The organism is Brenneria tiliae, from assembly GCF_023347575.1.
Lineage (GTDB): Bacteria > Pseudomonadota > Gammaproteobacteria > Enterobacterales > Enterobacteriaceae > Brenneria > Brenneria corticis.
Genome location: NZ_JAKPCB010000088.1, coordinates 74,799 through 99,150, shown reverse-complemented (window position 1 = coordinate 99,150; position 24,352 = coordinate 74,799). Strand labels below are relative to the sequence as shown.

Annotated in this window: 27 protein-coding genes; 13 read left to right on the top strand and 14 right to left on the bottom strand. The window is 59.0% G+C overall.

Going from position 1 to position 24,352, the window contains the following annotated elements; genetic code table 11:
- Positions 1 to 10: 10 nt before the first annotated feature.
- From MFP24_RS03690 to rplI, 8 genes are all read left to right on the top strand, one after another.
- Positions 11 to 976: an ABC transporter permease gene (locus MFP24_RS03690; protein WP_249229198.1), complete on the top strand. Its 966-nt coding sequence runs from the start codon at positions 11 to 13 to the stop codon at positions 974 to 976.
- Positions 973 to 1,821: an ABC transporter permease gene (locus tag MFP24_RS03685; RefSeq protein ID WP_249229199.1), complete on the top strand. Its 849-nt coding sequence runs from the start codon at positions 973 to 975 to the stop codon at positions 1,819 to 1,821. Before MFP24_RS03690 ends, MFP24_RS03685 begins: the two co-directional genes overlap by 4 nt.
- Entirely contained in the window at positions 1,821 to 2,630 is an 810-nt protein-coding gene (locus tag MFP24_RS03680; protein ID WP_249229200.1) for an ATP-binding cassette domain-containing protein, read from the top strand. The genes MFP24_RS03685 and MFP24_RS03680 overlap by 1 nt, the downstream gene beginning before the upstream one ends.
- Positions 2,627 to 3,373: an ATP-binding cassette domain-containing protein gene (locus MFP24_RS03675; RefSeq protein WP_249229201.1), complete on the top strand. Its 747-nt coding sequence runs from the start codon at positions 2,627 to 2,629 to the stop codon at positions 3,371 to 3,373. The genes MFP24_RS03680 and MFP24_RS03675 overlap by 4 nt, the downstream gene beginning before the upstream one ends.
- A gap of 213 nt (positions 3,374 to 3,586) precedes the next feature.
- Positions 3,587 to 3,979 (top strand): 30S ribosomal protein S6, encoded by a 393-nt coding sequence (gene rpsF / locus MFP24_RS03670; RefSeq protein ID WP_249229202.1) that lies wholly within the window; start codon positions 3,587 to 3,589, stop codon positions 3,977 to 3,979.
- Positions 3,980 to 3,984: 5 nt separating this feature from the next.
- A complete protein-coding gene (gene priB / locus MFP24_RS03665; protein WP_009111556.1) occupies positions 3,985 to 4,305 on the top strand; it encodes a primosomal replication protein N in 321 nt (106 codons plus the stop codon).
- Between the two features lie 4 nt (positions 4,306 to 4,309).
- Entirely contained in the window at positions 4,310 to 4,537 is a 228-nt protein-coding gene (rpsR, locus tag MFP24_RS03660) for a 30S ribosomal protein S18 (protein WP_005974788.1), read from the top strand.
- A gap of 41 nt (positions 4,538 to 4,578) precedes the next feature.
- A complete protein-coding gene (gene rplI, locus MFP24_RS03655; RefSeq protein ID WP_249229203.1) occupies positions 4,579 to 5,031 on the top strand; it encodes a 50S ribosomal protein L9 in 453 nt (150 codons plus the stop codon).
- 65 nt (positions 5,032 to 5,096) lie between these two features.
- Here the strand turns inward: rplI and MFP24_RS03650 are convergent, their stop codons facing one another.
- Positions 5,097 to 5,798, bottom strand: coding sequence for a LysM-like peptidoglycan-binding domain-containing protein (locus tag MFP24_RS03650; protein WP_249229204.1), 702 nt, complete (start codon positions 5,796 to 5,798; stop codon positions 5,097 to 5,099).
- 256 nt (positions 5,799 to 6,054) lie between these two features.
- On the opposite strand from MFP24_RS03650, the gene bamJ reads away from it, so the two are divergent.
- Positions 6,055 to 6,675 (top strand): BamJ family beta-barrel-assembly machinery protein, encoded by a 621-nt coding sequence (gene bamJ / locus MFP24_RS03645; protein WP_249229205.1) that lies wholly within the window; start codon positions 6,055 to 6,057, stop codon positions 6,673 to 6,675.
- Between the two features lie 268 nt (positions 6,676 to 6,943).
- Here the strand turns inward: bamJ and MFP24_RS03640 are convergent, their stop codons facing one another.
- The 10 genes from MFP24_RS03640 to MFP24_RS03595 form a co-directional block, all read right to left on the bottom strand.
- Complete coding sequence (locus tag MFP24_RS03640; protein WP_249229206.1) at positions 6,944 to 8,611, bottom strand: alpha-keto acid decarboxylase family protein; 1,668 nt, start codon at positions 8,609 to 8,611, stop codon at positions 6,944 to 6,946.
- A 165-nt stretch (positions 8,612 to 8,776) separates the two neighbouring features.
- Positions 8,777 to 10,519 carry a nitrilase-related carbon-nitrogen hydrolase gene (locus tag MFP24_RS03635; RefSeq protein WP_249229207.1) on the bottom strand — a complete coding sequence of 581 codons (1,743 nt, stop codon included), beginning with the start codon at positions 10,517 to 10,519 and terminating at the stop codon, positions 8,777 to 8,779.
- 92 nt (positions 10,520 to 10,611) lie between these two features.
- Entirely contained in the window at positions 10,612 to 11,238 is a 627-nt protein-coding gene (locus MFP24_RS03630; RefSeq protein ID WP_249229208.1) for an ANTAR domain-containing response regulator, read from the bottom strand.
- Entirely contained in the window at positions 11,228 to 12,394 is a 1,167-nt protein-coding gene (locus MFP24_RS03625) for a transporter substrate-binding domain-containing protein (protein WP_249229209.1), read from the bottom strand. The genes MFP24_RS03630 and MFP24_RS03625 overlap by 11 nt, the downstream gene beginning before the upstream one ends.
- Positions 12,395 to 12,459: 65 nt before the next feature.
- A complete protein-coding gene (locus tag MFP24_RS03620) occupies positions 12,460 to 13,452 on the bottom strand; it encodes an acetamidase/formamidase family protein (protein WP_249229210.1) in 993 nt (330 codons plus the stop codon).
- Positions 13,453 to 13,507: 55 nt separating this feature from the next.
- On the bottom strand, positions 13,508 to 14,230 hold the full coding sequence (locus MFP24_RS03615; RefSeq protein WP_249229211.1) for an ABC transporter ATP-binding protein: 723 nt from the start codon (positions 14,228 to 14,230) through the stop codon (positions 13,508 to 13,510).
- Entirely contained in the window at positions 14,227 to 14,955 is a 729-nt protein-coding gene (locus MFP24_RS03610) for an ABC transporter ATP-binding protein (protein ID WP_249229212.1), read from the bottom strand. The genes MFP24_RS03615 and MFP24_RS03610 overlap by 4 nt, the downstream gene beginning before the upstream one ends.
- On the bottom strand, positions 14,952 to 15,980 hold the full coding sequence (locus MFP24_RS03605) for a branched-chain amino acid ABC transporter permease (RefSeq protein ID WP_407061974.1): 1,029 nt from the start codon (positions 15,978 to 15,980) through the stop codon (positions 14,952 to 14,954). Before MFP24_RS03605 ends, MFP24_RS03610 begins: the two co-directional genes overlap by 4 nt.
- A gap of 36 nt (positions 15,981 to 16,016) precedes the next feature.
- Entirely contained in the window at positions 16,017 to 16,880 is an 864-nt protein-coding gene (locus MFP24_RS03600; protein WP_009111567.1) for an ABC transporter permease subunit, read from the bottom strand.
- 99 nt (positions 16,881 to 16,979) lie between these two features.
- Positions 16,980 to 18,149 carry an urea ABC transporter substrate-binding protein gene (locus MFP24_RS03595; RefSeq protein ID WP_249229271.1) on the bottom strand — a complete coding sequence of 390 codons (1,170 nt, stop codon included), beginning with the start codon at positions 18,147 to 18,149 and terminating at the stop codon, positions 16,980 to 16,982.
- Between the two features lie 601 nt (positions 18,150 to 18,750).
- Between MFP24_RS03595 and MFP24_RS03590 the strand changes: the two genes are divergently transcribed.
- Positions 18,751 to 19,179: a DUF2502 domain-containing protein gene (locus MFP24_RS03590; protein WP_249229213.1), complete on the top strand. Its 429-nt coding sequence runs from the start codon at positions 18,751 to 18,753 to the stop codon at positions 19,177 to 19,179.
- Between the two features lie 103 nt (positions 19,180 to 19,282).
- Here MFP24_RS03590 and MFP24_RS03585 read toward each other — a convergent pair whose 3' ends face one another.
- Positions 19,283 to 19,837, bottom strand: a complete 555-nt coding sequence (locus MFP24_RS03585; protein ID WP_249229214.1) for a flavodoxin family protein — start codon at positions 19,835 to 19,837, stop codon at positions 19,283 to 19,285.
- A gap of 196 nt (positions 19,838 to 20,033) precedes the next feature.
- On the opposite strand from MFP24_RS03585, the gene MFP24_RS03580 reads away from it, so the two are divergent.
- The 3 genes from MFP24_RS03580 to MFP24_RS03570 all read left to right on the top strand — a co-directional run bounded on the left by MFP24_RS03580 (position 20,034) and on the right by MFP24_RS03570 (position 21,878).
- Positions 20,034 to 20,423, top strand: a complete 390-nt coding sequence (locus MFP24_RS03580) for a winged helix-turn-helix transcriptional regulator (RefSeq protein WP_249229215.1) — start codon at positions 20,034 to 20,036, stop codon at positions 20,421 to 20,423.
- A gap of 114 nt (positions 20,424 to 20,537) precedes the next feature.
- The gene (gene cysQ, locus MFP24_RS03575) at positions 20,538 to 21,278 is read left to right on the top strand and encodes a 3'(2'),5'-bisphosphate nucleotidase CysQ (protein WP_249229216.1); all 741 of its coding nucleotides are present in this window, start codon (positions 20,538 to 20,540) and stop codon (positions 21,276 to 21,278) included.
- 393 nt (positions 21,279 to 21,671) lie between these two features.
- Positions 21,672 to 21,878 (top strand): DUF1107 domain-containing protein, encoded by a 207-nt coding sequence (locus MFP24_RS03570; protein ID WP_249229272.1) that lies wholly within the window; start codon positions 21,672 to 21,674, stop codon positions 21,876 to 21,878.
- An 82-nt stretch (positions 21,879 to 21,960) separates the two neighbouring features.
- On the opposite strand, the gene paeA is transcribed toward MFP24_RS03570, so the two are convergent.
- The gene (gene paeA, locus MFP24_RS03565) at positions 21,961 to 23,274 is read right to left on the bottom strand and encodes a polyamine export protein PaeA (protein WP_249229217.1); all 1,314 of its coding nucleotides are present in this window, start codon (positions 23,272 to 23,274) and stop codon (positions 21,961 to 21,963) included.
- Positions 23,275 to 23,431: 157 nt separating this feature from the next.
- Complete coding sequence (gene msrA, locus MFP24_RS03560) at positions 23,432 to 24,073, bottom strand: peptide-methionine (S)-S-oxide reductase MsrA (RefSeq protein WP_249229218.1); 642 nt, start codon at positions 24,071 to 24,073, stop codon at positions 23,432 to 23,434.
- Positions 24,074 to 24,352 lie beyond the last annotated feature (279 nt).

The window sequence follows — 24,352 nt, the reverse complement described above, 5'->3', positions numbered from 1 at the left end:
TCACGATACTATGGCCGTTTATCTGCTCCGTCGTTCCATTATTCTGCTGCTGTCCGCCTTTATCGCCATCGGCGTGCTGTTCGTCCTGTTGCGCCTGCTGCCCGGCGATCCGGCCAATGCATTGGTTTCAATCGGGGCGGATCCGGAACAGATCGCCGCGGCGCGGCGTCAGGTGGGATCGGACCTCCCCGTGCTACAGCAGTTCTGGCGGTTCGTACACCAGCTGTGGCGTTTCGAGCTGGGCTCCTCGTTTGTCAGCGGCGTGCCGGTGGCCGATGAAATTCGCGCCCGGCTGACCGTAACCCTGCCGCTCACGCTGCTTTCCTTTGTGCTGGCGATAGTGATTGCCGCGCCGCTGGGTATTATCGCGGCGGTAAAGGCTGAACGCTGGTACGGCGCGCTGATTTCGGTGGTCTCGCAGATCGGCATCGCGGTGCCGGTATTCTGGATCGGCATCCTGCTGGTAACGATTTTTGCCGTCAATCTGCGGCTGTTCCCTTCCGCCGGGTTTCCCTCCGAGGGCTGGCAAGATCTTCCGGCGGCGTTGCAAAGTTTTATTCTGCCGGTGAGTACCATCGCGATCGTTATGTCGGCTTCCCTGTTACGCTACGTGCGTTCGGCCACCCAGGACGTGCTGGGCAGCGATTATCTGCGCACCGCGCGGGCGCTGGGCGCCAGTTTTCCGCAGGCGCTTATCAGGCACGGTATCCGCAATGGCGCAGTCCCGGTGATTGCCATCCTCGGCATTGAACTCGCTTCAACCTTGCTGGGGGCGGTGGTGGTCGAGCAGGTGTTCGCGCTGCCCGGTCTGGGATCGATGCTGCTGCTGGGCATCGGCCAGCGGGATTATCCCAACGTGCAGGGCGTGCTGCTGGTTTCCACGCTGCTGGTGCTGCTGATTGGCTTTATCGCCGATGTGGCCCAACGGCTGATCGATCCGCGCTTACGCGGCGGCGCGTCGGGAACGGCGCCATGATTCTCCCGGTCCCTGTTGCCCGCAGGCGATGCGCCACCTATTCACCGACGTTAATCCTGGGGATAGTGTTGGTGGGCATCCATATCATCGTCGCGCTGACCACCCTGTTCTGGACGCCCTATGACCCCACGGCGATGAGCGGCGGACGGCTGGCCGCGCCATCCATGGCGCACTGGGCCGGCACGGATAAACTGGGGCGGGATCTGTTTACCCAGATCATGATCGGCGGGCGTATCGCGTTGCAGGTGGGGTGCGGCGCGGCGATCGTCGGGCTGGCGATCGGCGTGCCCCTTGGCCTGCTGGCGGCGTTCGCCAGCCGTACGCTGGATGACGTGCTGGCGGTGACGCTGGATATTCTTATCGCGTTTCCCACGCTGCTGCTGGCGATGCTGATCGTGGCGGCCGGCGATGGCGCCAGCCTGGGGTCGGCCGTTATGGCGCTGGGGATCGCCGTTTCCGCGATTGTGGCGCGCCTGACGCGCATTCTGGCGAAACGGGTGTTGCGCATGGACTATATTAGCGCCGCCCGGACCTCGGGCACGTCGTGGGCCGGCATTGTGATGCGGCATATTTTACCGAATATCTGGCCGACGCTGTCGGTGAATATAGCCTTGCAGTTCGGTCTGGCGGTGATTGCCGAAGCCTCTTTGTCTTATCTGGGGCTTGGCGCGCCGCCGCCGGAGGCGTCCTGGGGACGGCTGTTGCAGGAGGCGCAGGGCACCCTATATAGCGCGCCTTTGGCGGCGATCGCCCCCGGCATCGCCCTGGTGACGCTGGTTATTGGCGTCAATTCGCTGGCGGATGGCCTCAGGGCCGCGGCCGATGCCGCCCAGGGGAGACGCTGATGAACCCGCTGCTTCGCGTGGACGCGCTGTCGTTGCGCTCGGGCCGACAGACGCTGGTGTCGGATCTATCCTTTACCATTGCGCCGGGAGAACGGGTGGGGTTAATCGGCGAGTCGGGATCGGGAAAATCACTCACCGCGCTGGCGGTTATCGGGCTGCTGCCGGCCGGGATTCAGGCGCAGGGCTCCGTGGTGCTGGCCGATCGGCAGGTTATCGGCGCCGGCGATCGGCAACTGACCCGGCTGCGCGGCGACGGCGCGGCAATGGTGTTTCAGGAGCCGCTGACCGCGCTGGATCCGTTGATGAAAATCGGTCGGCAATTGGCGGAACCGCTCAGGCGCCGGGCGCTGCGCGACGGGCGCGCGGCCGATCGCCGCACGGTGGAGCGCGAAGTATTGAACTGGCTCGAACGGGTGGCGCTGTCGCCGCCGCAGAGGATCGCCGCGGCCTGGCCGCATGAGCTGTCCGGCGGGCAGCGTCAGCGGGTGGCGATAGCCATGGCGCTGGCCTGCCGGCCGGCGCTGCTGATTGCGGATGAACCCACGACGGCGCTGGATGTGACCACTCAGGCGGAGATTTTAACGTTATTGACCGACCTGGTGCGCGAACAAGGCTCCGCGCTGCTGTTTATCAGCCATGACCTGCCGGTGGTGGCGAAAGTCGCCGACGACGTGATGGTGATGAATAACGGGCATCTGGTCGAGCAGGGCAAGCTGGCTGCGGTATTCAGCCAGCCGAAAAATGGCTATACCCAAATGCTGGTCGCCACCGCGCGCGCGTTTGACAAGTTACTGGGCGGTCCGTCATGAGCCTGATCGAGGTCAGTCATGTGGCCTTCGGCTACCACAGGGATCGGCGCATACTCAATGACGTTTCGCTGCAAATCCGGCGCGGGGTGAATGTCGGGATCGTCGGTGAATCGGGATCGGGCAAAACCACCCTGCTGCGGCTCCTGCTGGGGTTGATCAGGCCGTCGCAGGGGGAGATCCGCTTTAACGGCGCGCGGTTGGATCCCGCCAACCGCGCGTTTATGCGCGATTACCGCAAAGCGGTGCAGGTGGTCTTTCAGGATCCCTATTCATCGCTGGATCCCCGCCAGCGGGTGCGGGATATCATCGCCGAACCTTTGCGCTCGCTGGGGATCCCCGGCCCGGTGGAGCCGAGGGTGCTGGAGGTCCTCAATGCGGTGGGGCTGGCGGAAGAGAGCCTCGATCGTTACCCGCACGCCTTTTCCGGCGGTCAGCGTCAGCGCATCGCCATTGCCCGGGCGATAGTTTCCCGTCCGGCGGTGCTGCTGGCCGATGAGGCCGTCAGCGCGCTCGATTTGGCGACCAAAGTCCGCATTGTGGAACTGCTGAAAACCTTATCGCATAGCCTTACGCTGGTACTGGTATCGCACGATCTGAGCGTGGTGGCCGCGCTGTGCGAAGAGATGGTGATTGTGGAGCGCGGCCGCATTGTGGAGAGCGGCCGGGTGGAGGATATTCTCGCCGCGCCGCGCCATGGGTATACGCAAAAGCTGTTGGCCGGCATCCCGCGCATGCCGCGTTGAAGAGGCCGCGCCTGTGAGAATTGACGACCCGGCGCGCCGGCCTGGCGCGGTTTGGCCGGTCTGATAATATCCGCCGTCGCCGCTTGTGTTCTCGCGCCGGGAACACTATACTTACGCGTCATTTTTTCAGCCGCACACATACACACGTTCCTTGCTTCCATGGGCCGCGGTTGACCCTGACAGGAGGCTGAATAATCCGTAAGGAGCAATTCGATGCGTCATTACGAAATCGTTTTTATGGTTCATCCTGACCAAAGCGAACAGGTTCCAGGCATGATCGAACGCTATACCGGCGCCATCACGGCGGCGGAAGGTACGATCCACCGTCTGGAAGACTGGGGCCGCCGTCAACTGGCTTACCCGATCAACAAACTGCACAAGGCTCACTACGTTCTGCTGAACGTTGAAGCGCCGCAGGAAGTGATCGACGAGCTGGAAACAAACTTCCGCTTCAACGACGCCGTTATCCGCAGCATGATTATGCGCGTTAAACACGCGGTAACCGAAGCATCTCCGATGGTCAAAGCGAAAGACGAGCGCCGTGAGCGTCGTGAAGATTTCGCAGAAGCCGGCGATGATGCGGATGCTGGGGATTCTGAAGAGTAATTGTCGTGGTGACGACCAATCGTCTGGTGTTGTCGGGCACGGTGTGCAAGACCCCCATTCGTAAAGTCAGTCCTTCGGGTATTCCTCACTGCCAGTTTGTGCTCGAGCACCGATCGGCGCAGGAGGAAGCCGGATTCAACCGGCAAGCATGGTGTCGTATGCCCGTGATTGTCAGTGGACCAACGTCACAAGCATTTACCCACAGTATAACGGTCGGCACGCAACTCACCGTACAGGGGTTTATTAGCTGCCATCAAGGGCGCAATGGCCTGAGTAAAATTGTGTTGCATGCCGAGCAGATTGAATTGATAGATTCTGGAGACTAGCCAAATGGCACGTTATTTCCGTCGTCGCAAGTTCTGCCGTTTCACCGCGGAAGGCGTTGTAGAGATCGACTATAAAGACATCGCTACGCTGAAAAACTATATCACTGAAAGCGGCAAGATTGTTCCGAGCCGTATCACCGGTACTCGTGCAAAATACCAGCGTCAGCTGGCTCGCGCTATCAAGCGTGCGCGTTACTTGTCTTTGTTGCCGTACACCGATCGTCATCAGTAATCGGCCACTGTCCATTAACGAGACTTTGAGAGGATAAGGTAATGCAAGTTATTCTGCTTGATAAAGTAGCAAACCTGGGCAGCCTGGGTGATCAGGTAAACGTTAAAGCGGGCTATGCTCGCAACTTCCTGGTTCCGCAGGGCAAAGCCGTGCCGGCAACCAAGAAAAACGTTGAGTTCTTCGAAGCGCGTCGCGCGGAACTGGAAGCCAAACTGGCCGACGTTCTGTCTGCCGCCGAAGCTCGCGCCGCCAAGATCAAAGAACTGGGCAGCGTTACCATCGCGTCTAAAGCGGGCGACGAAGGTAAACTGTTCGGCTCCATCGGTACTCGCGATATCGCTGATGCGGTAACCGCGGCCGGTGTTGACATTGCGAAGAGCGAAGTTCGCCTGCCGAACGGCGTTCTGCGTACTCTGGGCGAGCACGAAGTGAGCTTCCAGGTACACAGCGATGTGTTCGCTACGCTGAATGTGGTTGTCGTTGCTGAAGCGTAATCGCTGACAGTGACGAGTAAAACGCCGGCCTTGTGCCGGCGTTTTGCATTTTCGAGACGGGGAAATCAGCGGGCGCGGGTAAAGGCGCCGTCGGCGTTGCGGGTGAACCTGACGACCTGGTTATCGATGGTTTCTATTTCCAGCACCGCCACCGTGCCTTGCGCGTTCAACTGCAATTTGACCGCCTGACCGGCTCGCAGGTTGCTGAGCGGTTTGTCGTTGCCTTCCACCTGAGCCATGGCGAAAACGTCGCTCACCGGCAGATTGTTGTCGCGAAATAGCTGCGCCAGCGTCTGGCCCGAGGCAATCTGATAGTTGCGCCAGGGCGTGGGCGTATTTTGCGGCGGGGGTTGCACCGGCGGGGCGGCGGGCGGCTGTTGCGCCTCCGGCCGGTTTTCGATAATTTCCGCCTGGATGGGAACATTATCATCAGCCTGTTCCAGCGGAGCGGAAACCGTTTGCGGCGGCTGAGTCTGGGGCGGGCTGTAAGGCCACAGCAATAGCGCCAGCAATAGCGCGATAGCAATTAAAATCCAGCGGCGATGGAACGGAGGAAGCGGTTCCATCCAGCCATAGTGGTCGGGCAGATGCCAGATTTTTCGCAACGAGGTCTTGATACGCTGCCCGGATGACGGCGGCGATTGGGGATCCTCCACCGTTTCATCCTCGGCACGCTTGGGTTGCCGATGAATAAAACGCTGGCAGCGGCGTAATAACGCTTGATAACCCCAGGTAACTTTCCGCTTCCTGGGCGCAATTCTGCCCATGGTGACCTCTCTTGCAACGGTATATAAATGGAAACAGGTTAGTATATCGGTAACAAGCGGATAATAACCAGCTAACTCTTTGATGCTTAAGGAAACAGAAGTACAGAATGTTCTGAATTTCCAGTATAGGCCAGTGAGCCGGAATTACCCTATCGATTAGCAGATAAAAGTTATTCATCCGCACACAGGATTTTACCCTAATCTCCGGCGCTGTTATGCTGCGCTTTCGGTTTTTTACAGTTTAAAAGGAACATGCATGACAACCCCTTCTTTTGATAGCGTCGAGGCGCAGGCAAGTTACGGCATCGGTTTACAGGTGGGTCAACAGCTACAGGAATCTGGTCTGGAAGGTTTGATCCCGGAAGCCCTGGTCGCCGGTTTGCGCGATGCGCTGGAAGGCAATGTGCCGGCGGTCCCGGTGGATGTGGTTCATCGCGCCCTGCGTGAGGTGCATGAACGCGCCGATGCCGTGCGCCGCGAGCGTCAGCAGGCGCTGGCGGTTGAAGGACAGCGGTTCCTGGCGGAAAATGCGCAGAAAGAGGGCGTGAGCAGCACCGAATCAGGCTTGCAGTTCCGCGTACTGACTCAGGGCGACGGAGAGATCCCGTCTCGTCAGGATCGGGTGCGCGTTCATTATACCGGTCGCCTGATTGACGGCAGCGTGTTCGATAGCTCGGTCGAACGCGGCCAGCCCGCCGAATTCCCGGTCAGCGGGGTGATCCCCGGCTGGATTGAAGCCTTGACCCTGATGCCGGTCGGCTCCAAGTGGGAGCTGTATATCCCCCACAATCTGGCCTATGGCGAACGCGGCGCCGGCGCGTCTATTCCGCCGTTCAGCGCCCTGATTTTTGAAGTCGAGCTGCTGGAAATTCTGTAAGCTCGCTTAATGCAATAACGGGAAAGGCGCTCACTGAGCGCCTTTTGAGTTTGCTGACAAACCCACCCAATACCACCACCGGTCATCCCCGGCAATCACCTCCGTCATCCCTGCGTCCGTAGGCAGGGATCTGCTTTCGCAAGCGGTTCGGTATTGCTGAGATCCCCGCCTACGCGGGGATGACGGGTTTGGCGTGCGGGGATGACGGGTTTGGGCGTGCGGGGATGACGGATTTGGCGTCGCTATTACCAATAGCGCCTTTTTCACATCAATGCGCGCTGTTGCGCCGCTCAAGGGATTGGGAAACGGCCTGTAGCAGGTCCGGCATATCCATTTGGGGCAACACCACTTCAACCAGCGCCAGGCGGGGCCGGCGGTTTATTTCATCCAGGGTCTCGGCCAGCTGCGATGGCGTTGTGGTTTGCCGGGAGAGAATATTATCGCTGTCGCCGCCCAGCGCGGCGGGCAGCAGCGTCCAGTTCCAGGCGGCGATGTCATTGTAGCGCTGCTGCGGGCCGTGTATCGCCCGCTCAACGGTATATCCCTGATTGTTGAGTATAAAGATCGCGATCTGGAGATCGTTGCGAATGATGGAACCCAGTTCCTGTACCGTGAGCTGGAGCGAACCGTCGCCTATCAGCAGTACGACCCGGCGTTCCGGGGCCGCCATTTGCGCGCCGAAAGCGGCGGGCAGCGTATAGCCGATAGATCCCCATAGTGACTGAACGATAAACCGGCAATCTTGCGGCAGCCGCAGGCTGGCGGAGCCAAAGCAGGCCGTTCCCTGTTCGGCGACGATGATATCGCCGGGGCGCAGGAACCCCTGGATTTGCCGCCAGAACCCCCGTTGATCCAGCGTATCTTTTTCATTGGAGGCCAGGGGAGCCGGCGGGACGATCGCCGGGTGTTGCCAGCGAGATGAAAGCGTGGACGTTATCTTCTCCAGGGCTTCGATTGCGGCCAGCATCGGGATATTGGCAAAGGTTTTATGCCCCACGCGGGCGGCGAAAGGCTGAATATCGATACTTTTTTCAACGGGAATATGCTGGCTGAATCCGGCGGTAATGGTATCGGCAAAGCGGACGCCGACGCAGACGATGGCATCGGCATCTTCAATCAGCAATCTTATGTTCTCACCGCTGGCGCTGCCCGCATAGGTGCCGGTAAAGCAGGGATGTTGTTCGTTCAGCGTGCTTTTACCCATCAGCAGGGTCGAGTGCGGGAAAGGCGTATGATCCAGCCAGCGTTGTAGCGCGCCGGCGGCGCCGAAGCGTTCGGCAAGAAAATCCGCCAGCAGCGACACTGAATTCGCCTTACCGAGCATGGCCGTCGCCGCGGCGATGAATGCTTGCAGAGAGGCGTCAGAGCACGCCGGCTCTGCTATCGGCAACGGATAGGGGCGGTTTTCCGTTGCCGCGGCGGCCACATCCAGCGGCAGCAATAAGTAAACCGGCCGGTGGAGGCGCAGCGCTTCTGCCACCACCCGATCGATCTCCATGGTTGCGTTGGCGACGGTAAGCGCGGCGCAGGCGGCGGTGACCTCAGCCGCCATGCGCTGAAAGTGGCCGAAATCGCCGTCTCCCAACGTGTGGTGCAGCAGCTCGCCTTTGTGCTGTGATAACAGACTGGGGGCGAAGGCGATATGAATAACCGGTACGTATTCGGCGTAACTGCCGGCAATGCCGTTAATCGCACTGAGTTCGCCGACGCCAAAGGTGGTCAGCAGGGCGGCGGCGGGTTTACAGCGCGCATATCCATCGGCGGCATAGGCGGCATTCAGTTCGTTGGCGCAGCCGACCCAGGCGATCTGCTTATGGTTGATCACGCAATCGAGAAATTGCAGATTGTAATCGCCCGGTACGCCGAAAAGATGTCTGATGCCGGTTTGAGCAAGACGATCCAGTAAATAATCGCCTATCGTATAGCCGTTGAGCATTGTTTTCCCCCATGGGTAAGCGTATTACCTACAGGAAAGTATTGGCGATATGTTAAAAAATTCTAATATTTAATCAGTGCAAAAAATGGCAACCATGCGTTACATTCGCAGAGACACCGCCTGGCAGGCGGTGTCTCTGATTATTTTTTCTAATGAGTGGGATGGTTAGCGTTGATCGAGCAGCAGCGGCCGGTAATGGTGCACCTGACGCATCGCCACCAGATCCTTGCGCCTGACGGCGTTCGTCGGCACCGGGCTGCCCGCCGGCGAAGCGGTATCGACGGTCAGGGTCGCGATGCCCGGCTCCTGCCACAGCGCCTGTTCATGCCGTGGGAAGACGAAGGTTTCCGGTCCGAATATCCCGCTGTATCCGCCGCGCTGGCGGTGCGTGTCCAGGCCGTTGGCAAAGGCCAGATAGAAATTGTTTTCACCGGCGCGGGTGCGCAACAAATGCCAGTGCAGCGGATCGGCCCCCACCGGGATCGGGTAATTTTGCGCAACCTGGCTGCCGCCGTGGCCGCTGACGAAACCGTCGCCGAGCGCGGCCGAACAGGCCACGATGTCGCAGCCCATCAGGGTGAGAATTCGGCCTGATTCGGGAAACAACGCGTCATTGCCTGACAGCAGACCCAGGCGCCCCAGCGGCGTATCGAATACGCCCCACCGTTCGCCGGCCGTCGCCCACGACTGATAGGCCAGGGGCAGATGCATCTGGCGGTAGCTGCCGATCGTCCCTTCCGGTCCCAGCAGTACCTGGGTGTTGTAATATTTCTCTTCCTGTCGTTCCGCCATGCCGACCACCAGATACACCCGCAGCGTCATGGCCAGCTGGATCAATGACCGCAGCGCCGGGGCGTCCGGCGTCTGGGCGTTGGTTTGCGGCGCGCCATGGCCGGTCAGCGCCATTTCGGGAAACACCACCAGTTCGCTTTGTTGCCGGCCGACCGCCTCCTGCGTCAGCGCCACGATCCGGGCGAGATTCTCCTCAACGCTATCGGCGGGGGAGAACTGGCAGACGGTAATACGGCTCTGTTTGCCCGCCGGCAGGGGACGATGACCGTAAAGGCCGAAAAAGTCCGCCGGGTTCCACAGAAAGCTGTCGCTAAGCAGCGCGTGATACTCCTGCGGCCGCCGCTGGGCGAACACCGGCTCGCCCAAAACCTGGCGCCGGCGGCTGAGCCGCACGTCAATCTCGCCGTAGGCAATGCCGTCCCCGTTATCCACCACGTCCAGGATCGTGCCGTCCGGGGCGATAATCCCGCTGCCGCCGCTGAACTGCACGCCGCGCTCCAGCCCCCAGCGGTTGCTTTCCAGCAGATAGCAGCTATTTTCCATGGCGCGGCTGATCCAGTAGGGCGCCGGGGCGCGTTCCGCCAGCCAGTTGCTGACGTGACAGATGATATCCGCTCCCGCCAGCGCCAGCAGTCTGGCGGTTTCGGGGAAATGGATATCCATGCAGATCAGAATGCCGATCTTGCCGAGCGGCGTATCAAACACCTGATGCCCGACGTCGCCCGCCGCCGCCCACTTGGGTTCGGAAATATAGGGGTGGCTTTTGCGGTGGCGGCCGATCACCCCCTGCGGGCCGATCAGCAGCGCGCTGTTGTAATACAGTTGGCTTTCCGCATCCACTTCCGGCATTCCCAGCACGATATGGCACTGATAGCGCTGCGCCAGTTCGCTAAAACGCGCCGACGTTTCGCCGGGCACGGTTTCCACCTGGTCGGCGATCTCCTGCCGGTCATACCAGCAGTAGCCGGTTGTCGCCATCTCCGGCGTGGTGATCAGTTTGGCCCCCTGGCGGGCGGCCTGTTCCACCAGATCCAGCAGACGGGCGATATTCTCTTCTTTGGCGAACATCACCGGTTCGAACTGGACGGCGGCGGCGAGAAAAGGAGCTGTTGACATGGCGAATCCTTACTAACGGTTAATGTCGCCGCGACGACCGGCGCAAGCGGCGGCGCGGCAGGAAAAATAAACCCGTGGCGGCGCTAGGCCGCTCACTCTTTCTTGACCGGCGCGGTCATGGAAAAAACATCGTTGGCCTGGATAAGTACGCTGGAGATCTCCTCCACCGTAATGCGTTTATCCATCGCCTGATGGCGCAGGATTTCATAGGCCCGCTCCTCGCTGATGCCGTGTATGCGCATCAATATCGCTTTGGCTTCGCTGACCTGGCGGATCCCCAGCATCTTCTTTTCCAGGCGTTCGATGCGCTCCATCATCCGCTGCTGCTGTTGCCGGTGATGCAACGCCACCACCATCGAAGAGAGCAGGCCGGAAGCGCGGATCGGGGTGGTGATGGTCGCTCCGGCCCCCATATTCAGCGCCTGATCGATAAAGGTCGGATTTTCATAGGCGATGATCGAAATCAGCGCATGCCGGGAGTGATCCAGCCAGGGAACGTCCGGTTCCGGCTGGTCCGACTGCGGGGCGAAGAAAATCAGATCGGTATCGGCGGGAAGCTGTTCCGGTATCGGCCAGAACGCCCTGACTTTGAATCCCATGCGTCGCAGATGACGGGTCAGGGTTTCACCATCTTCATCATCGGGATGCAGCACCACGCAGCGGATCCCCCGGCTGAGGAGCAGAGCGGTGGTGCTGTTGCGGGAGTCGTTACGGCGCATTGGGATACTCCACTTTTGTCAGTTTGGTGACCCAGTCTCCCTGAACCTGATTGGTCATATAAGGATCGGGCGCCACGATGCGACGGGACTCACGCACGATGGTGAATTGCCCGGCGGCGTCGGCTTTGCCGATGCGCGGGTAAAGCCCGGTATGCTGGTTCAGCGGATCGATCCTGATCCGGCCCTGCGGGGAATCGAATTCGCTGCCCCGCAGCGCGGAGGATAAACACGGCATGGCGTCGCTGCCGCACTCCCGCATGGCGTTGGCGAACAGGTGTATCTGGCTGTAGGTCGCTTCCCAGTTCATATCGGTGGTCAGGTCCGGGCCGAACATCTGATGAAATTTGTCCAGCGCCGCCAGGTTGGCGCGGGTTTGCAGGCTCTGGAAATAGGGCGAGGAGGTGAAGTGTCCTACCGCCAGTTCGGCGCCCATAATGGCGATTTCGGTTTCAGAGGTATTCAGACTGCCGATGGGCGTCCGCGCGGCATCAAGCCCGACCTCGTGATAGGCGCGATAAAGATAGGGCACGGTCTGGCCGATGACCGTGCTGAAGATAAAGTCCGGCTGTTTTTTGCGGATCTCCTCCAGCACCGGCAGGAAAGCCTCATACGGCGCATTGAGATCCAGATAGCGTTCGCCGATCACCGCGCCGTCGTCCCGCTGCAACAGCAGTTCCTGCATATTGCGGTTGCATTCGTAAGGGAAAACGTAACGGGAGCCGATCATATACACCCTGGCGCCGAAATGGCTGGTCAGGTAATCCTCCAACTGGACGCAGTTCTGGTTGGGGGCCGCGCCGCCGTAAAAGATGTTCTCGGAGAATTCGAACCCTTCATAGAGCTGGGAGTAAAACAGCAGCTTCTGGTATTTCTCCACGATGGGGGACATCGCCTTGCGGCTGCTGGAGGTATAGCCGCCAAAGATCACATTGACGTGATGTTCGACGATCAGCTGTTCCGCCAGCGACCGGAAGCGCGCGTTGTCGGAGTGCGGATCGAGATGAATGGCCTGCAGCGGGCGGCCGTTGATGCCGCCGTTGTGATTGATTTCTTCGATTGCCAGGGTCGCGCCGCGCAGTTGCGATTGCTCCTGCGCGGCGGTCACGCCGCTGGACGAGTAGAGTAAACCGATGGTGATTGGTGTGGCCGACCCCATATTGACTCGCTTAATGTTGGTTGCGGAACTTGGCCCGGCGCGATTCGCCGCGATAGCGGGAATCATTAATGCGCCAGCAGCGTTTTGTCGAGCATGGCGCCGACGGTGTATTTCGGGTCCACCATATTCCCCAGCCGGACTTTGCCGCACTGGCTCAGCAGCATATAGGCGTCCCACTGTTCGAAACCAAAATCCTCCACCAGCCAGTAGATAAGATCCCGGTAGGCGATGCGGGTGGCGTCTTCCAGCGGCCGGGCGCTGCCGATGCTCATGATGGAGGTATCATTTTCCATGCGGGGCCAGTTGATGGACCAGTTTTTGATCAGATCCACCCTGATGGTGGTGACGGAAGGGTATTCCACCGCCGTGCCGCAAATTTCGCCGTCGCCCTGGCAGGCGTGGGCATCGCCGATAAACAGCCGTCCGCCCGGCGAGCGCACCGGCAGATAGGTGATGCTGCCGGGGCCGATATCGGGGACGTCCATATTGCCGCCGTGATTATCCGGCGTCAGCGAGTTGATGGAGTCGATTTCCGGCGACACGCTCAGGGTGCCGATATGGGGTTTGTAAGGCAGCGTGTGGCGTTTGCTCCAGTAGACCTTTTCACTGTCCAGCTTGATCAACCGCACCTTCTCCGGCAGCGGATCGTTGAGCATTGCCGTCAGGTCGGTGCCGGTCAGCCCGCCGAAATGGGGGATCATGGCGCAGATGCCGTGCGGATCTTCTCCCCTGGGCAGCATCGATTCGATATACACCGCCAGAACGTCGCCTTTTTCCGCGCCCTTGACCATAATCGGGCCGTTCTGCGGGTTGAGGAACGGCATTTTCAGCAGCTGGCTGGGAATATCCCGTTCGGACTGAATCGCGCCTTCAAAGGCGTCGCGGGTGTCGACAATCACCCGATCGCCGGGATCGATGGTCAGCACCGGGGTGGAGTAGGGGCCGATGGTGTAGTGAAACTCCTGCTGCATCTCTTCGGTCAGATGATGGGTAACCGGCTTACGCCGCGCTCCCACCCCGCGCTGGGTCATGATGGAATTTTCCAGCCATTGTTTCATTGTCTACTCCTGTGCGAAAAAGGGTATCGCGCCGCCTGTGCGGCGCGGGTCAGGGTCACAGCGCCAGATGGCGGCGCATCAGCAGATCGTCCGACAGTTGCCGCTGGTCCAGGATGTCGACCACCCGGCCTTTATCCATCACGCAGCAGCGCTGGGCGGCCCGTTGGATCATGGCGATATCCTGTTCCACCAGAATAACGGCGACCCGCAGTTCGCGGGCGATGCGCGTCAGCGTGTCGGCGATAATGTTGACGATGGAGGGCTGTACGCCCTCCGACGGCTCATCCAGCAGCAGGACTTTCGGCGCGCCGACCAGCGCCCTGGCTATCGCCAGTTGCTGCTGCTCGCCGCCGCTCATGGTGCCCGCCTTTTGCTTCAGCCGCTGGCGCAGGATGGGAAAGTAGTCCAGCACCCGCGCCAGCAGGTCGCTGGCGAATTCCCGGTGTTCGCGCACGAACTGCATCCCCACCTGCAAATTCTCCGCCACCGTCAGTCCGGAGAACACTTCGCGCCCCTGCGGCACATAGCCGATGCCCAACCGGGCGCGGCGCTGCGGCGTGGCGTGGGTGATCTCCGTCTCTCCCAGCAGAATACGGCCCCGGCTGACGGGAACGGCGCCTATCAGCGAACGCATCAGGGTGGTTTTCCCCACGCCGTTGCGGCCGATCACCCCCAGCACTTCCGCGGTATGCAGCTGGAAGGTGGCGCCGTTCAGCACCAGCCCGCCGCCATAGCCGCCGGTAATGTCATTAACCTGCAGTAATACGTCGTCGCTCATCCGGCTTTCCCCAAATAGATATCCGCTACATCGTCCTGGGCCAGTACCGCTTCGGCTTCCCCGTCGGCAAAGACCCGCCCCCCGTGCAGTACCGTCACCCTGGAGGCAATCTGGCGGATAAAGGTCATATCGTGCTCCACCACCACCAGCGTCAGACCGTCCTGCCGCATCTGTTTAATCAGTTCGCCGGTCAGATAGGTTTCCTCCACCGACAGCCCGGCGACCGGCTCGTCCAGCATCAGCAGGACGGGCTGCAGCGAAACCGCCATGGCGATTTCAAGCCACTGCTTTTTGCCATGGGACAGGTTGCCGGCCAACTGGCGATATTCCCCGGTCAGGTTGAAGCGTTGCAGCAGGGCATCGATACTCTCCGGCTGGTGGCGGACTTCCGGCCGCAGATGGCGCAGGGAGAGCTGCAGGTGCTGTTCGACGCTCAGATCGGGAAAAATGCCGGGGATCTGGAACTTGATGCTCATCCCCATGCGAATACGCTGAAACGGCGACAGCGAATTAAGGCGCCGGCCGAAAAAGCGGATCTCGCCGCTGCTCGGCGCGTGCTCGCCGGTCAGCAGCTTGAAGAAGGTGCTTTTCCCCGCCCCGTTGGGACCGATGACGCAGCGGATTTCCCCCCGACGGATCTGCATATCCACCTGATTGATGACCTGCGCGCCGCCGAAGCGTTTACCCAGCCCCTGCGTTTCCAGAATGATCTCTTGCGTCATCATGAGTCCTCCGCGTTGCGTTCGGACGGCATCAGCCGGCGTATCCTGTCGCCCAGCCAGGGCAGGACGCCGTTGGGGGCGGCCAGCACCACAAACAGCAGGATGGCGCCCAGCAGGATCATGGCGTATTCGCTGCCGTAAACCGCCAGCCACTGGGAGAGCCAGACCAGCAGGGCGGTAATGACGATGGTGCCGAAGATATTTTTACGCCCGGCGGTGGCGACCCAGATAACCGGCATGGCCGCGGCGGTCAGCCCCATGGACGAGGGCGTGATATACGACCCCCACAGGGTGTAGAGCACGCCGGACAGCCCCGACAGCACGCCCCCCAGCACGAAAACCAGCAGCTGATAGCGGCGGATATCGATCCCCAGCATTTCCGCCCGGCGCGGATTCTCGCGGATGGAGGCCAGCGTCAGGCCGAAGCCGGAGCGTAATAAACGCCGCACGCCCCAATAGGTCAGCGCCAGCAGTACGATAATCAGGTAGTAAAAGGCGTTGCCTTCCAGCACCAGCAGTTCGCCGTCAACGCCGGGCAGCGAGAGCGGCGGCATGCCGGACATGCCGTTGAATCCGTTCAGCCGGGCGCTGCCGATGGTCCACTGCGGCCCGGCGGTCTGCGACATAAAGGTTTCCAGCACCAGGGTGAAAGAGAGCGTGACGATGCCGATGAAAATACCGGTCACGCCGCCGTAAAACATCAGGTAACCGAGCGCGGCGGCAACGGCCGCCGCCAGCAGCAGCGCCAGCAGCAATCCCGACCAGGTGGCGAGCGCGCCGTCGCCGAAATTCAGCGTCAACACGCCGTAGGCGTAGCCGGCCAGCCCGAAAAAGGCGGTCTGGCCGAAGGAGAGGATCCCGCCGTGGCCCCACATGGCGGCCAGCCCGATGGCGCAGAAGGTCCACAGCAGGAAATAGGCGAAATCCCCGATGGTGCCGCTGTCGACGCCCAGCGGCAACAGCAGGGCGGCCAGCAGGATAAGGCCGCCGGCCCACGGCGCCAGCGGGCGTTTCCCCGCCGGGCTGATAGATAAACGGATGGATGATGAGGTCACGGTCGGCTCCTAGCGATGACGGGTAAACAGGCTGCCCACACCGTTCGGCAGCAGGCGGATGACCAGCATGGCGGTAAGTAGCAGACCGATTTGTCCGGCCAGTTGCCCGTACCAGGCGTTCAGTCCGGTCTGGATCGCCCCCAGCGTCATGGCGGCGGGAATGGTGCCGACCAGCACGTTGGCGCCGCCCACCACCACGGAAACAAAGGCCTGGACGATAAAGCTGCTGCCCATGGTGGGTACGGCGGTGAGCGTCGGCGCGTAGATGGCGCCCGCCAGCCCGGCCAGTCCGGCGCCCAGCGCGAACGTCTGGGTATAGAGACGGTCGGTTTCCAGTCCCAGACAGGCCGCCATGCGGGCATTCTGGATGGTGGCCCGGGCGCAGACGCCGTAATTGGTATGGAAGAACAGCCAGTACAACAGCAGCAGGATGGCGATGGCGAACAGCGGCAACAGCGCCCGGTAGGTGGCGAAGGAGTAGCCGCCCAGCGTAAAGGAGCCAAAAGGCGTGGACAGCCCCTCCAGCGACGGGCCGGCCAGCAGCAGCATGCTTTGCTGCACGATCAGGCTGATCGCCCAGGTCGCCACCACCGAGTCATACAGCCGGTGGTACAGATGACGCACCACCAGCCGCTCGATGACCCCGCCGGCGAACGCGGCGGCCAGCGAACCGGCCAGCATCGCCAACGGCAGCGGCAGACCGGATTTGTTCAGTGAGATGGTGACGTAGGCGCCGCACATGATGAATTCGCCATGCGCCAGATTGATGACCCCCATCATGCCGAAGATCACCGCCAGTCCCAGCGCCGCGAGCACCAGATAGGCAAAGTTGTCTCCGAACTGATAAATCACCGAATAAAGAAAGGAGAGCATCTGCTGAAAATCCTTAGTGCCCTGCGCGACACCGTCAGAAAGGGATAACACCGGGGGAGCGCCGTGTGACCGGCGCTTCCCCGACCGTAAGCCGCCGGGTTATGGCTTGGGCGGATTGGACGGCGTGTACTGGCTGGTATCCGGTTTCACCGGCAGATTACAGCCCGCCTCGCCCAGCCAGTAAGGCTTGATGTCGGGCCAGACCTTGGGAATCTCGACGGAGTGATCTTCTTTGACGTGGGCCAGATAGATGGTATGGCTCAGGTGATGGCTTTTAGGATCGATACAGACCTTGCCGGACGGGCCGTCGGTACAGATATCCCCGCTTTCCAGCGCCTTGCGCACCGCGACCTGATCGGTGCTGCTGGCGCGTTCGACCGCCAGTTTGTACAGATAGACGGCATCGTAGGCGTTGGCCGCTTCCTGGTTGATGTAGGGCTCATTGGGGAATTTGGCGCGGAAACGCTGCTTAAAGTCATTGCTGGCCGGCGTATCCACTTCCTCCATGTAATTGGCGGTAATGTACATATCTTTCAGCGCGGGCGCCTTGAAGCGTTTATGTTCGTAGGCCTGCGCCACGTTGACGGAGCTGGCCATCGGCAGATTAAGCTTTGCCGCCGCCGCCTGCTCGTAATAGGAGGACTGGTTGGTGCCCACCAGCAGGGTCATCACAAAGTCGGGTTTGGCCTGCTGGATATTCTGAATGGTTTGTCCGAACTGGGAGACGCTGAGCGGGATAAACTCCTCGCCGACCATGGTGCCGCCGTTCTCTTCGACAATCTTGCGCACCCACTCCGCTGAAATCTGGCCGAAGTTATAGTCGGCGGCGATGGTGTAAACCTTGTTGCCGTATTTTTCCATCATCCAGGGGATAAGGGTGGAAAACTGCTGCTCGGGGACGGCGCCGGTCACGAAAACGTTGCTATCGCATACGCCGCCCTCATACTGGTTGTTGTACCAGTAGAGCTGTTTTTCCCGATCCATGATCGGCCGGATGGCTTCGCGCGACGCGCTGGAAAAGGCGCCGAAAATAACGTCGACCTTATCGGTGCGGATTAACCGGCGGGCCATCTGCTGAAAACGGGTATTGTCGGATTGCGTATCGTATTTTACCAATTCGACCTGACGGCCAAGAATACCGCCCTTGGCATTGATTTCTTCGACAGCTAATTCGGTTGCATGGATCTTGGGAATAACCGGCAGCGCAAAATTACCGGAAGCATCTTCCAATAAGCCGATTTTTATCGGTTTATCCGCTGCGGCCGCCATACCTGAAAAGGTCACGGCAAAGGCGGAGGCGATCGCAAGCGTCAGCGCGGCGTAATTACCTGTTGTTCTGGACATAAATACCCCTGGCGTTGGTCTGGAAATAAGCAAAAAAAAAGAGCCCGGCATAGTCTTAAGACCTTGCATGGGCTCTATTGCCTGCACCACAAACCGACGTCATTGGCGGTTTTGCGGAGAGTTGACATCACTATAAAAAGCAAATCAAAGCGCTGTCAACGGCTAATTTTCCAATATAAATCATATAGTAAAAACATATGGCCTCGCACTGTCATTGAGCGCGGCTGCACAAATTTCGTGCGGTTTTCCCGGCGGCGGCGTCAGGCGGCTAACTTGTGGTTATTTATAAAATATCCCTATTCGTTTATTTTCGCCGGCGCGGTTAATGAGCATAAGAAAGGGGAGTTGTTAATAGAATGCACTGGATAAGGTGCAGCAAAATTTTTTCCATCATGGCCGGCGCTAATCCTGTGCCAATCGTTAAGAACTGTAAATCCGTGCAAATGGGTATTTATCTGATAGTGGCGATGAAGCATTCCCCGTATATCTTTGCCATCCGCAGCAGCGGCAAGGAAGGAGTGACCCTATGTTTAAGCCACTGTTAGTCAGTACCCTGTTGGTCGGCATGTTCGCCTTGACGCCGGCGGCAGAGGCCGGCGGCGTCAGCATCGATATCCTGCCCGGCGTGACGCTGAATATCGGCGATCGCGATCGGCGCGGCTATTACTGGGATGGCTATGACTGGCGCAGCGAGCGCTGGTGGCGGGAATACCGGGGCTATCACCGTGGCGAACGTAACCGCCACGGCTACTATTGGGATGGCTGGCGCTGGCGTGACCCCGGCTGGTGGCGTGAATATCAGCGCGGGCCGCGGCATTTCGACAATCGCCATCACCGTGGCCCACGGCATATGGACGACCGCGGCCCGCGCCGTGATTACCGCCATGGACGAGGTCCCGAACGCGGTCACGGTCCGGATCGCCACGGTCCCGGCCCCGGCCAGTTCCGGCACTGATCGGCTAAACTGGCTCCCTCCCTGCGAAGGGAGCCTCTTGCCAGGATGCTGGATCGACTCCCTCCCCTGCGAAGGGGAGGGTTGGGGTGGGGGCGGCCGGAGATTATTTTGCCAGCTTCGCGGCGATCTCCGCCACGCGCTGACCGTACAGTTCCCCGGTGGCCAGATCGCCGGCGACCACTTCATCCACGCTGGCATCGGACGGCGTTTGCGCCAGCAGGCCGACCGACGCGCCGAGGTTATTGATATCGTTACGCGTGGCGGCTTTGGTATTCGCCGGCAGTATGCCGAGGCTGACCCAAATCCCGCCGTGCTGCGAAGCCAGGGTTTGCAGATAGATCAGCGTAACCTGCTTGTCGCCGTTCAGGCTGGCGCTGTTGGTAAAGCCGCCGAATACTTTATCCTTCCACTTGCCGGCAAACCAGGGTTTGGAGCTGGCGTCGGCGAATTTCTTGAACTGCCAGGACGGGCCGCCCATATAGGTCGGCGTGCCGAAAATAATGGCGTCGGCGTCAGCCAGTTTATCCCAATCCGCGTCAGCGATATTGCCTTCCGCGTCAATGGCGATCACTTCGGCGCCGGCGCCTTGCGCAACGGCATCAGCCAGACGTTGGGTGTGGCCGTAGCCGGAATGATAGATCACAACAGTTTTTGACATAACAAGCCTCGTGCTTTCTGTGTTTGAATGAGATGCACGCCGACATCACGACGATAAAATCCATCATGGCGATACGTGCTTTCTTATGGATACTGACTCTATAATATGACGACTATAGCGGAGTCTCATGATTCTGTTAAGAAAGCACTTTTAAGTTATTAGGTATCCTCAAGGTAACCGCGACGGAAGCCAGCGAATGAAAAAACCTTACAATGTTTATGCGCAGCATTGCCCGGCGCGCATGATTCTGGACCGGGTGGCGGATAAATGGACGCTACTGATTCTGAATATTCTGGTTGAGCGGCCTATGCGCTTTAACCAGTTAAAACGCGATGTGGAAGGGATCTCGCAAAAGGTCCTGTCGCAGACGCTGAAGAATCTGGTGCGCGACGGCTTTGTGGAACGCCGGGTTTTCCCCTCCGTTCCCGTCACCGTTGAATACTCATCGACGGCACTGGGAAAAACCTTGGCCAAGCCCATTGCCGAGCTGACCTACTGGGCTGAGCAAAATATGGATCGCGTGCTGTCGTCACAGAAAAAATTCGATGAATCATCGCGCGAGCTGGACGACGCTATTTCCCGGTAATGGACGTGCCGATGCGTGTCTCCTTAAATCCCCGTTGTATAATGATATGGATGAAGCCTATGTGACGCGGTGATTATCCGTTTCGCTGCATAACCGGTAACGACGAGGTAGAAAATGCTAGAACCTATTTGCCAACTGGCACGAGATGCTGGCGCCGCCATTATGCGGGTTTATGAGGGGCATCAGCCCGTTGAGGTGGCGCATAAGAAAGATGATTCGCCGGTGACGGCGGCCGATCTGGCGGCGCATCGGGTCATTAAGGAAGGACTGGCGGCGGCATTTCCGGATATTCCGTTACTGTCTGAAGAGGATCCCCCACAGTGGTCGGAACGTCGGCACTGGCAACGCTACTGGCTGGTCGATCCGCTCGACGGCACCAAAGAGTTCCTCAGCCGCAACGGCGAGTTTACGGTGAACATTGCGCTGATTGAAAAGGGGCAGCCGGTGCTGGGCGTGGTCTATGTCCCGGTTACCGACGTAATGTACGCCGCCGCGCAGGGGAAAGCGTGGAAAGAGGAAAAAGGGCAACGCCGGCAAATCAATGTGCATGACGCGCGTCCGCCGCTGGTGGTGGTGAGCCGTTCCCATGCGGATCAGGAGCTGAAAGATTATCTCAGCCAGTTGGGCGAGCATCAGACGGTTGCCATCGGATCGTCGCTGAAATTTTGTCTGGTGGCGGAAGGAAAGGCGCAGCTTTATCCCCGTTTCGGACCCACCAACGTCTGGGATACGGCGGCCGGCCATGCGGTTGCCATCGCCGCCGGCGCGCAGGTTCATGACTGGCAGGGAAAAGACCTGTCTTATACGCCGCGGGAATCGTTCCTCAACCCCGGTTTCCGCGTATCGCTGTTCTGAGTTTTTCTGTTTTTCATTTTCCGATTGATGCAGCAGGGCGCAACCTGCTGCACTTCCCGCGTTTTAACGATTTCCTGCTTTCACAACACGCCCCTTTCTTATGCACCGAACGCTATTGCCGACCGTCGTTATTTTGTCATCTTGATTAAGTAAATTAGCCGCCTGTGCCGGAGCGCACAAACACCTATCTTTTGAAGGTTTATACTGATGGTAAGTGGAATGCGTAAAGTCTGTTCTGTAAAAATCTGTAAAAGCAGTGAAGAATACTGATTGAGGAGGAACTAAATGCCGTTTCACTACACTAACTATCAGTATCCGTAACGCTCTGACCCTATAGCTGCTTCGGTGATGGAAAGAGCGTAGAAAAATAAAACGGGAGGAGAGTAAAAAATGATGAGGATCTTCGAACGTTACAACCCGATGAAGGTCGCCAAGTATGTGAAGACACTGTTTCGCGGACGGCTGTACATTAAAGGCGTCGGCGCTTTTGAATTCGATTACGGCAAAATCTTATTGCCGAAGACGCAGGACAAACAGCATCTGCTGGTGATGTCCGAGGTCAACCGGCAGGTCATCAGGCTACAGGCCGAGATGGGCTGACAGCACAGGCGCTAACTCCTCCCCTGAGAACGGGGAGGGTTGGGTCAGGCCACGAAGGTTTATCTGCAAGCTATTATTTTTTCTAATCTTTTTTCACAGCGCCGGCCGCAGGTTTATCTTCCAGACGGGTGACCAGCAGCTGATCGATTTTATAGCTATCGATGTCCACCACTTCAAATTTGAAGCCGGAAAAGCGCACGAAATCGGTGCGTTTGGGGATTTTACGCAGGGTGTACATCATAAACCCGCCGATGGTTTCATAATTGCCGGAGTGGGGGAAGTCGTCGATGCACAGCGCGCGCATCACATCCTCTATCGGCGTACCGCCTTCTATCAGCCAGGAATTTTCATCACGGGCGACGATCTGTTCTTCCTGCCCCTGACCAATCAAATCACCCATTAGTGTGGTCATCACATCGTTGAGGGTAATGATTCCCACCACCAGGGCATACTCGTTGAGGATGACGGCGAAATCCTCTCCGGCGGTTTTAAAGCTTTCCAGCGCTTCGGAGAGCGTTAAGGTGTCCGGCACGATCAGCGCCGGGCGGATCTGCACGCCGCTGTGCAACTCCAGGCTCTGGTTGCCCAGCACCCGGATCAGCAGGTCTTTGGAATCGACATAGCCGATAATCTGATCGATGTGGCCGTCGCACACCAGGAATTTAGAGTGCGGCTGCTGGGCAATCTTCTCCTTGATGTGCGCTTCTTCTTCATGCAGATCGAAAAACACCACGCTTTCGCGCGAGGTCATGGAGGAGGGCACGGTGCGCGACTCCAGTTCAAACACGTTTTCGATCAGCTCGTGTTCCTGTTTGCGCAGCACCCCCGCCAGCGCGCCGGCTTCCACCACCGCGTAGATATCGTCGGAGGTGATGTCGTCCTTACGCACCATCGGCAATTTAAGCAGCCGGAAAATCACGTTCGCCAGGCCGTTAAACAGCCATACCAGCGGGCGGAAAACGAACAGACAGAAGCGCATGGGGTTGATAATGCGGATGGCAACGGCCTCAGGGGCAATCATACCAATGCGTTTCGGCGTGAGATCGCCAAACAGGATAAACAGGCTGGTGACCAGCACGAACGAACAGACAAAGCTGACTTTGTCGGCGGCCTCCGGCGACATGAATTGCTCAAACAGCAGGGAGAAAGTGGGGGAAAAGGCGGCGTCGCCGATAACCCCGGCCAGAATGGCGACCGCGTTGACGCCTATCTGAATCACAGTAAAGAAGATCCCCGGCGTTTCCTGGAATTTCAACACCATATCGGCGTTGAGGTTTCCCTCGTCAGCCAGCAGCTTGAGTTTTATTTTACGGGACGCCGCCAGCGATATTTCCGAAAGGGCGAAAAACGCGCTGATGGCGATAAGGACGATAATAATGAGTAGACTGTTTAACATAGTATTTTCGCTTTGGCCCGGAACGGGGAAAGGCGATCCTCAGAAAGGCAAATCATTTCAAATAACGCACAGTAAGCCGTTAACAGGGCCGGGAGTCGGCCCAAATCATTTTAATAACGGGGCATTATAACAGGAGCGGTGAAATTACCGCCAGATCTCAACGCTGCGGGGGCAGGCAGACGCCAATGCCGCCCAGGCCGCAGTAGCCGTACGGATTTTTATGCAGGTATTGCTGGTGTTCATCCTCCGCATAATAGAACGGGCCGGCGGGAACGATTTCGGTGCTGATGGCGCGGCTATCGCCGCTCTCTTTCATCGCCTGCTGGAAGCGCTGGCGGCTCTCTTGCGCCGCCTGTTCCTGCTCCGGCGTCAGCGTATAGATGGCCGAGCGGTACTGGGTGCCGATATCCCCGCCCTGGCGCATCCCCTGTGCGGGATCGTGATTTTCCCAGAAGTATTGCAATAGCTGGGAATAGCTGATTACCGCGGGATCAAAGACGACGCGCACCGCTTCGGCATGGTCGGTTTTCCCGCTGCAAACTTCGCGGTAGGTGGGATTGGGGGTATAGCCCCCGGTATAGCCCGCGGCGGTGCTATAGACGCCGGGTAGCTGCCAGAAAAGGCGCTCGGCGCCCCAGAAACATCCCATGGCAAACAGAGCCACCTCCATATTGTCCGGAACATGGGTCATGGAGTGTTCGCTCACGGCATGCAGTCTGGCGACCGGCATCGGCGTGATGCGTCCGGGCAGCGTCTCGGACGGCTTGATGCGCTGTGTTTTATCCACGTTGTCTACCACTTTTGTTCTCCCGACATCATAATCAACCTTATCTTTTTGAGCATAACCGAGAAGTCTCGGCCTGTCTTTATCGCACCGAACTGTTTAATGTTAAGGTTATGTATATGCGGAACGCTGCAATTTAGAATTTACAGGTTAAAATCTATAGCTAAAGGGAATTATCAATATTTCCCGCAGGTTTATGACGAACCTTCATTATCGACGACTGCCTCCGTCGCCCCGTGGCGGTCGGCGAGGAGGGGGGTACGGGTGTTTGCCGGCACAACGCCATGTCATAAA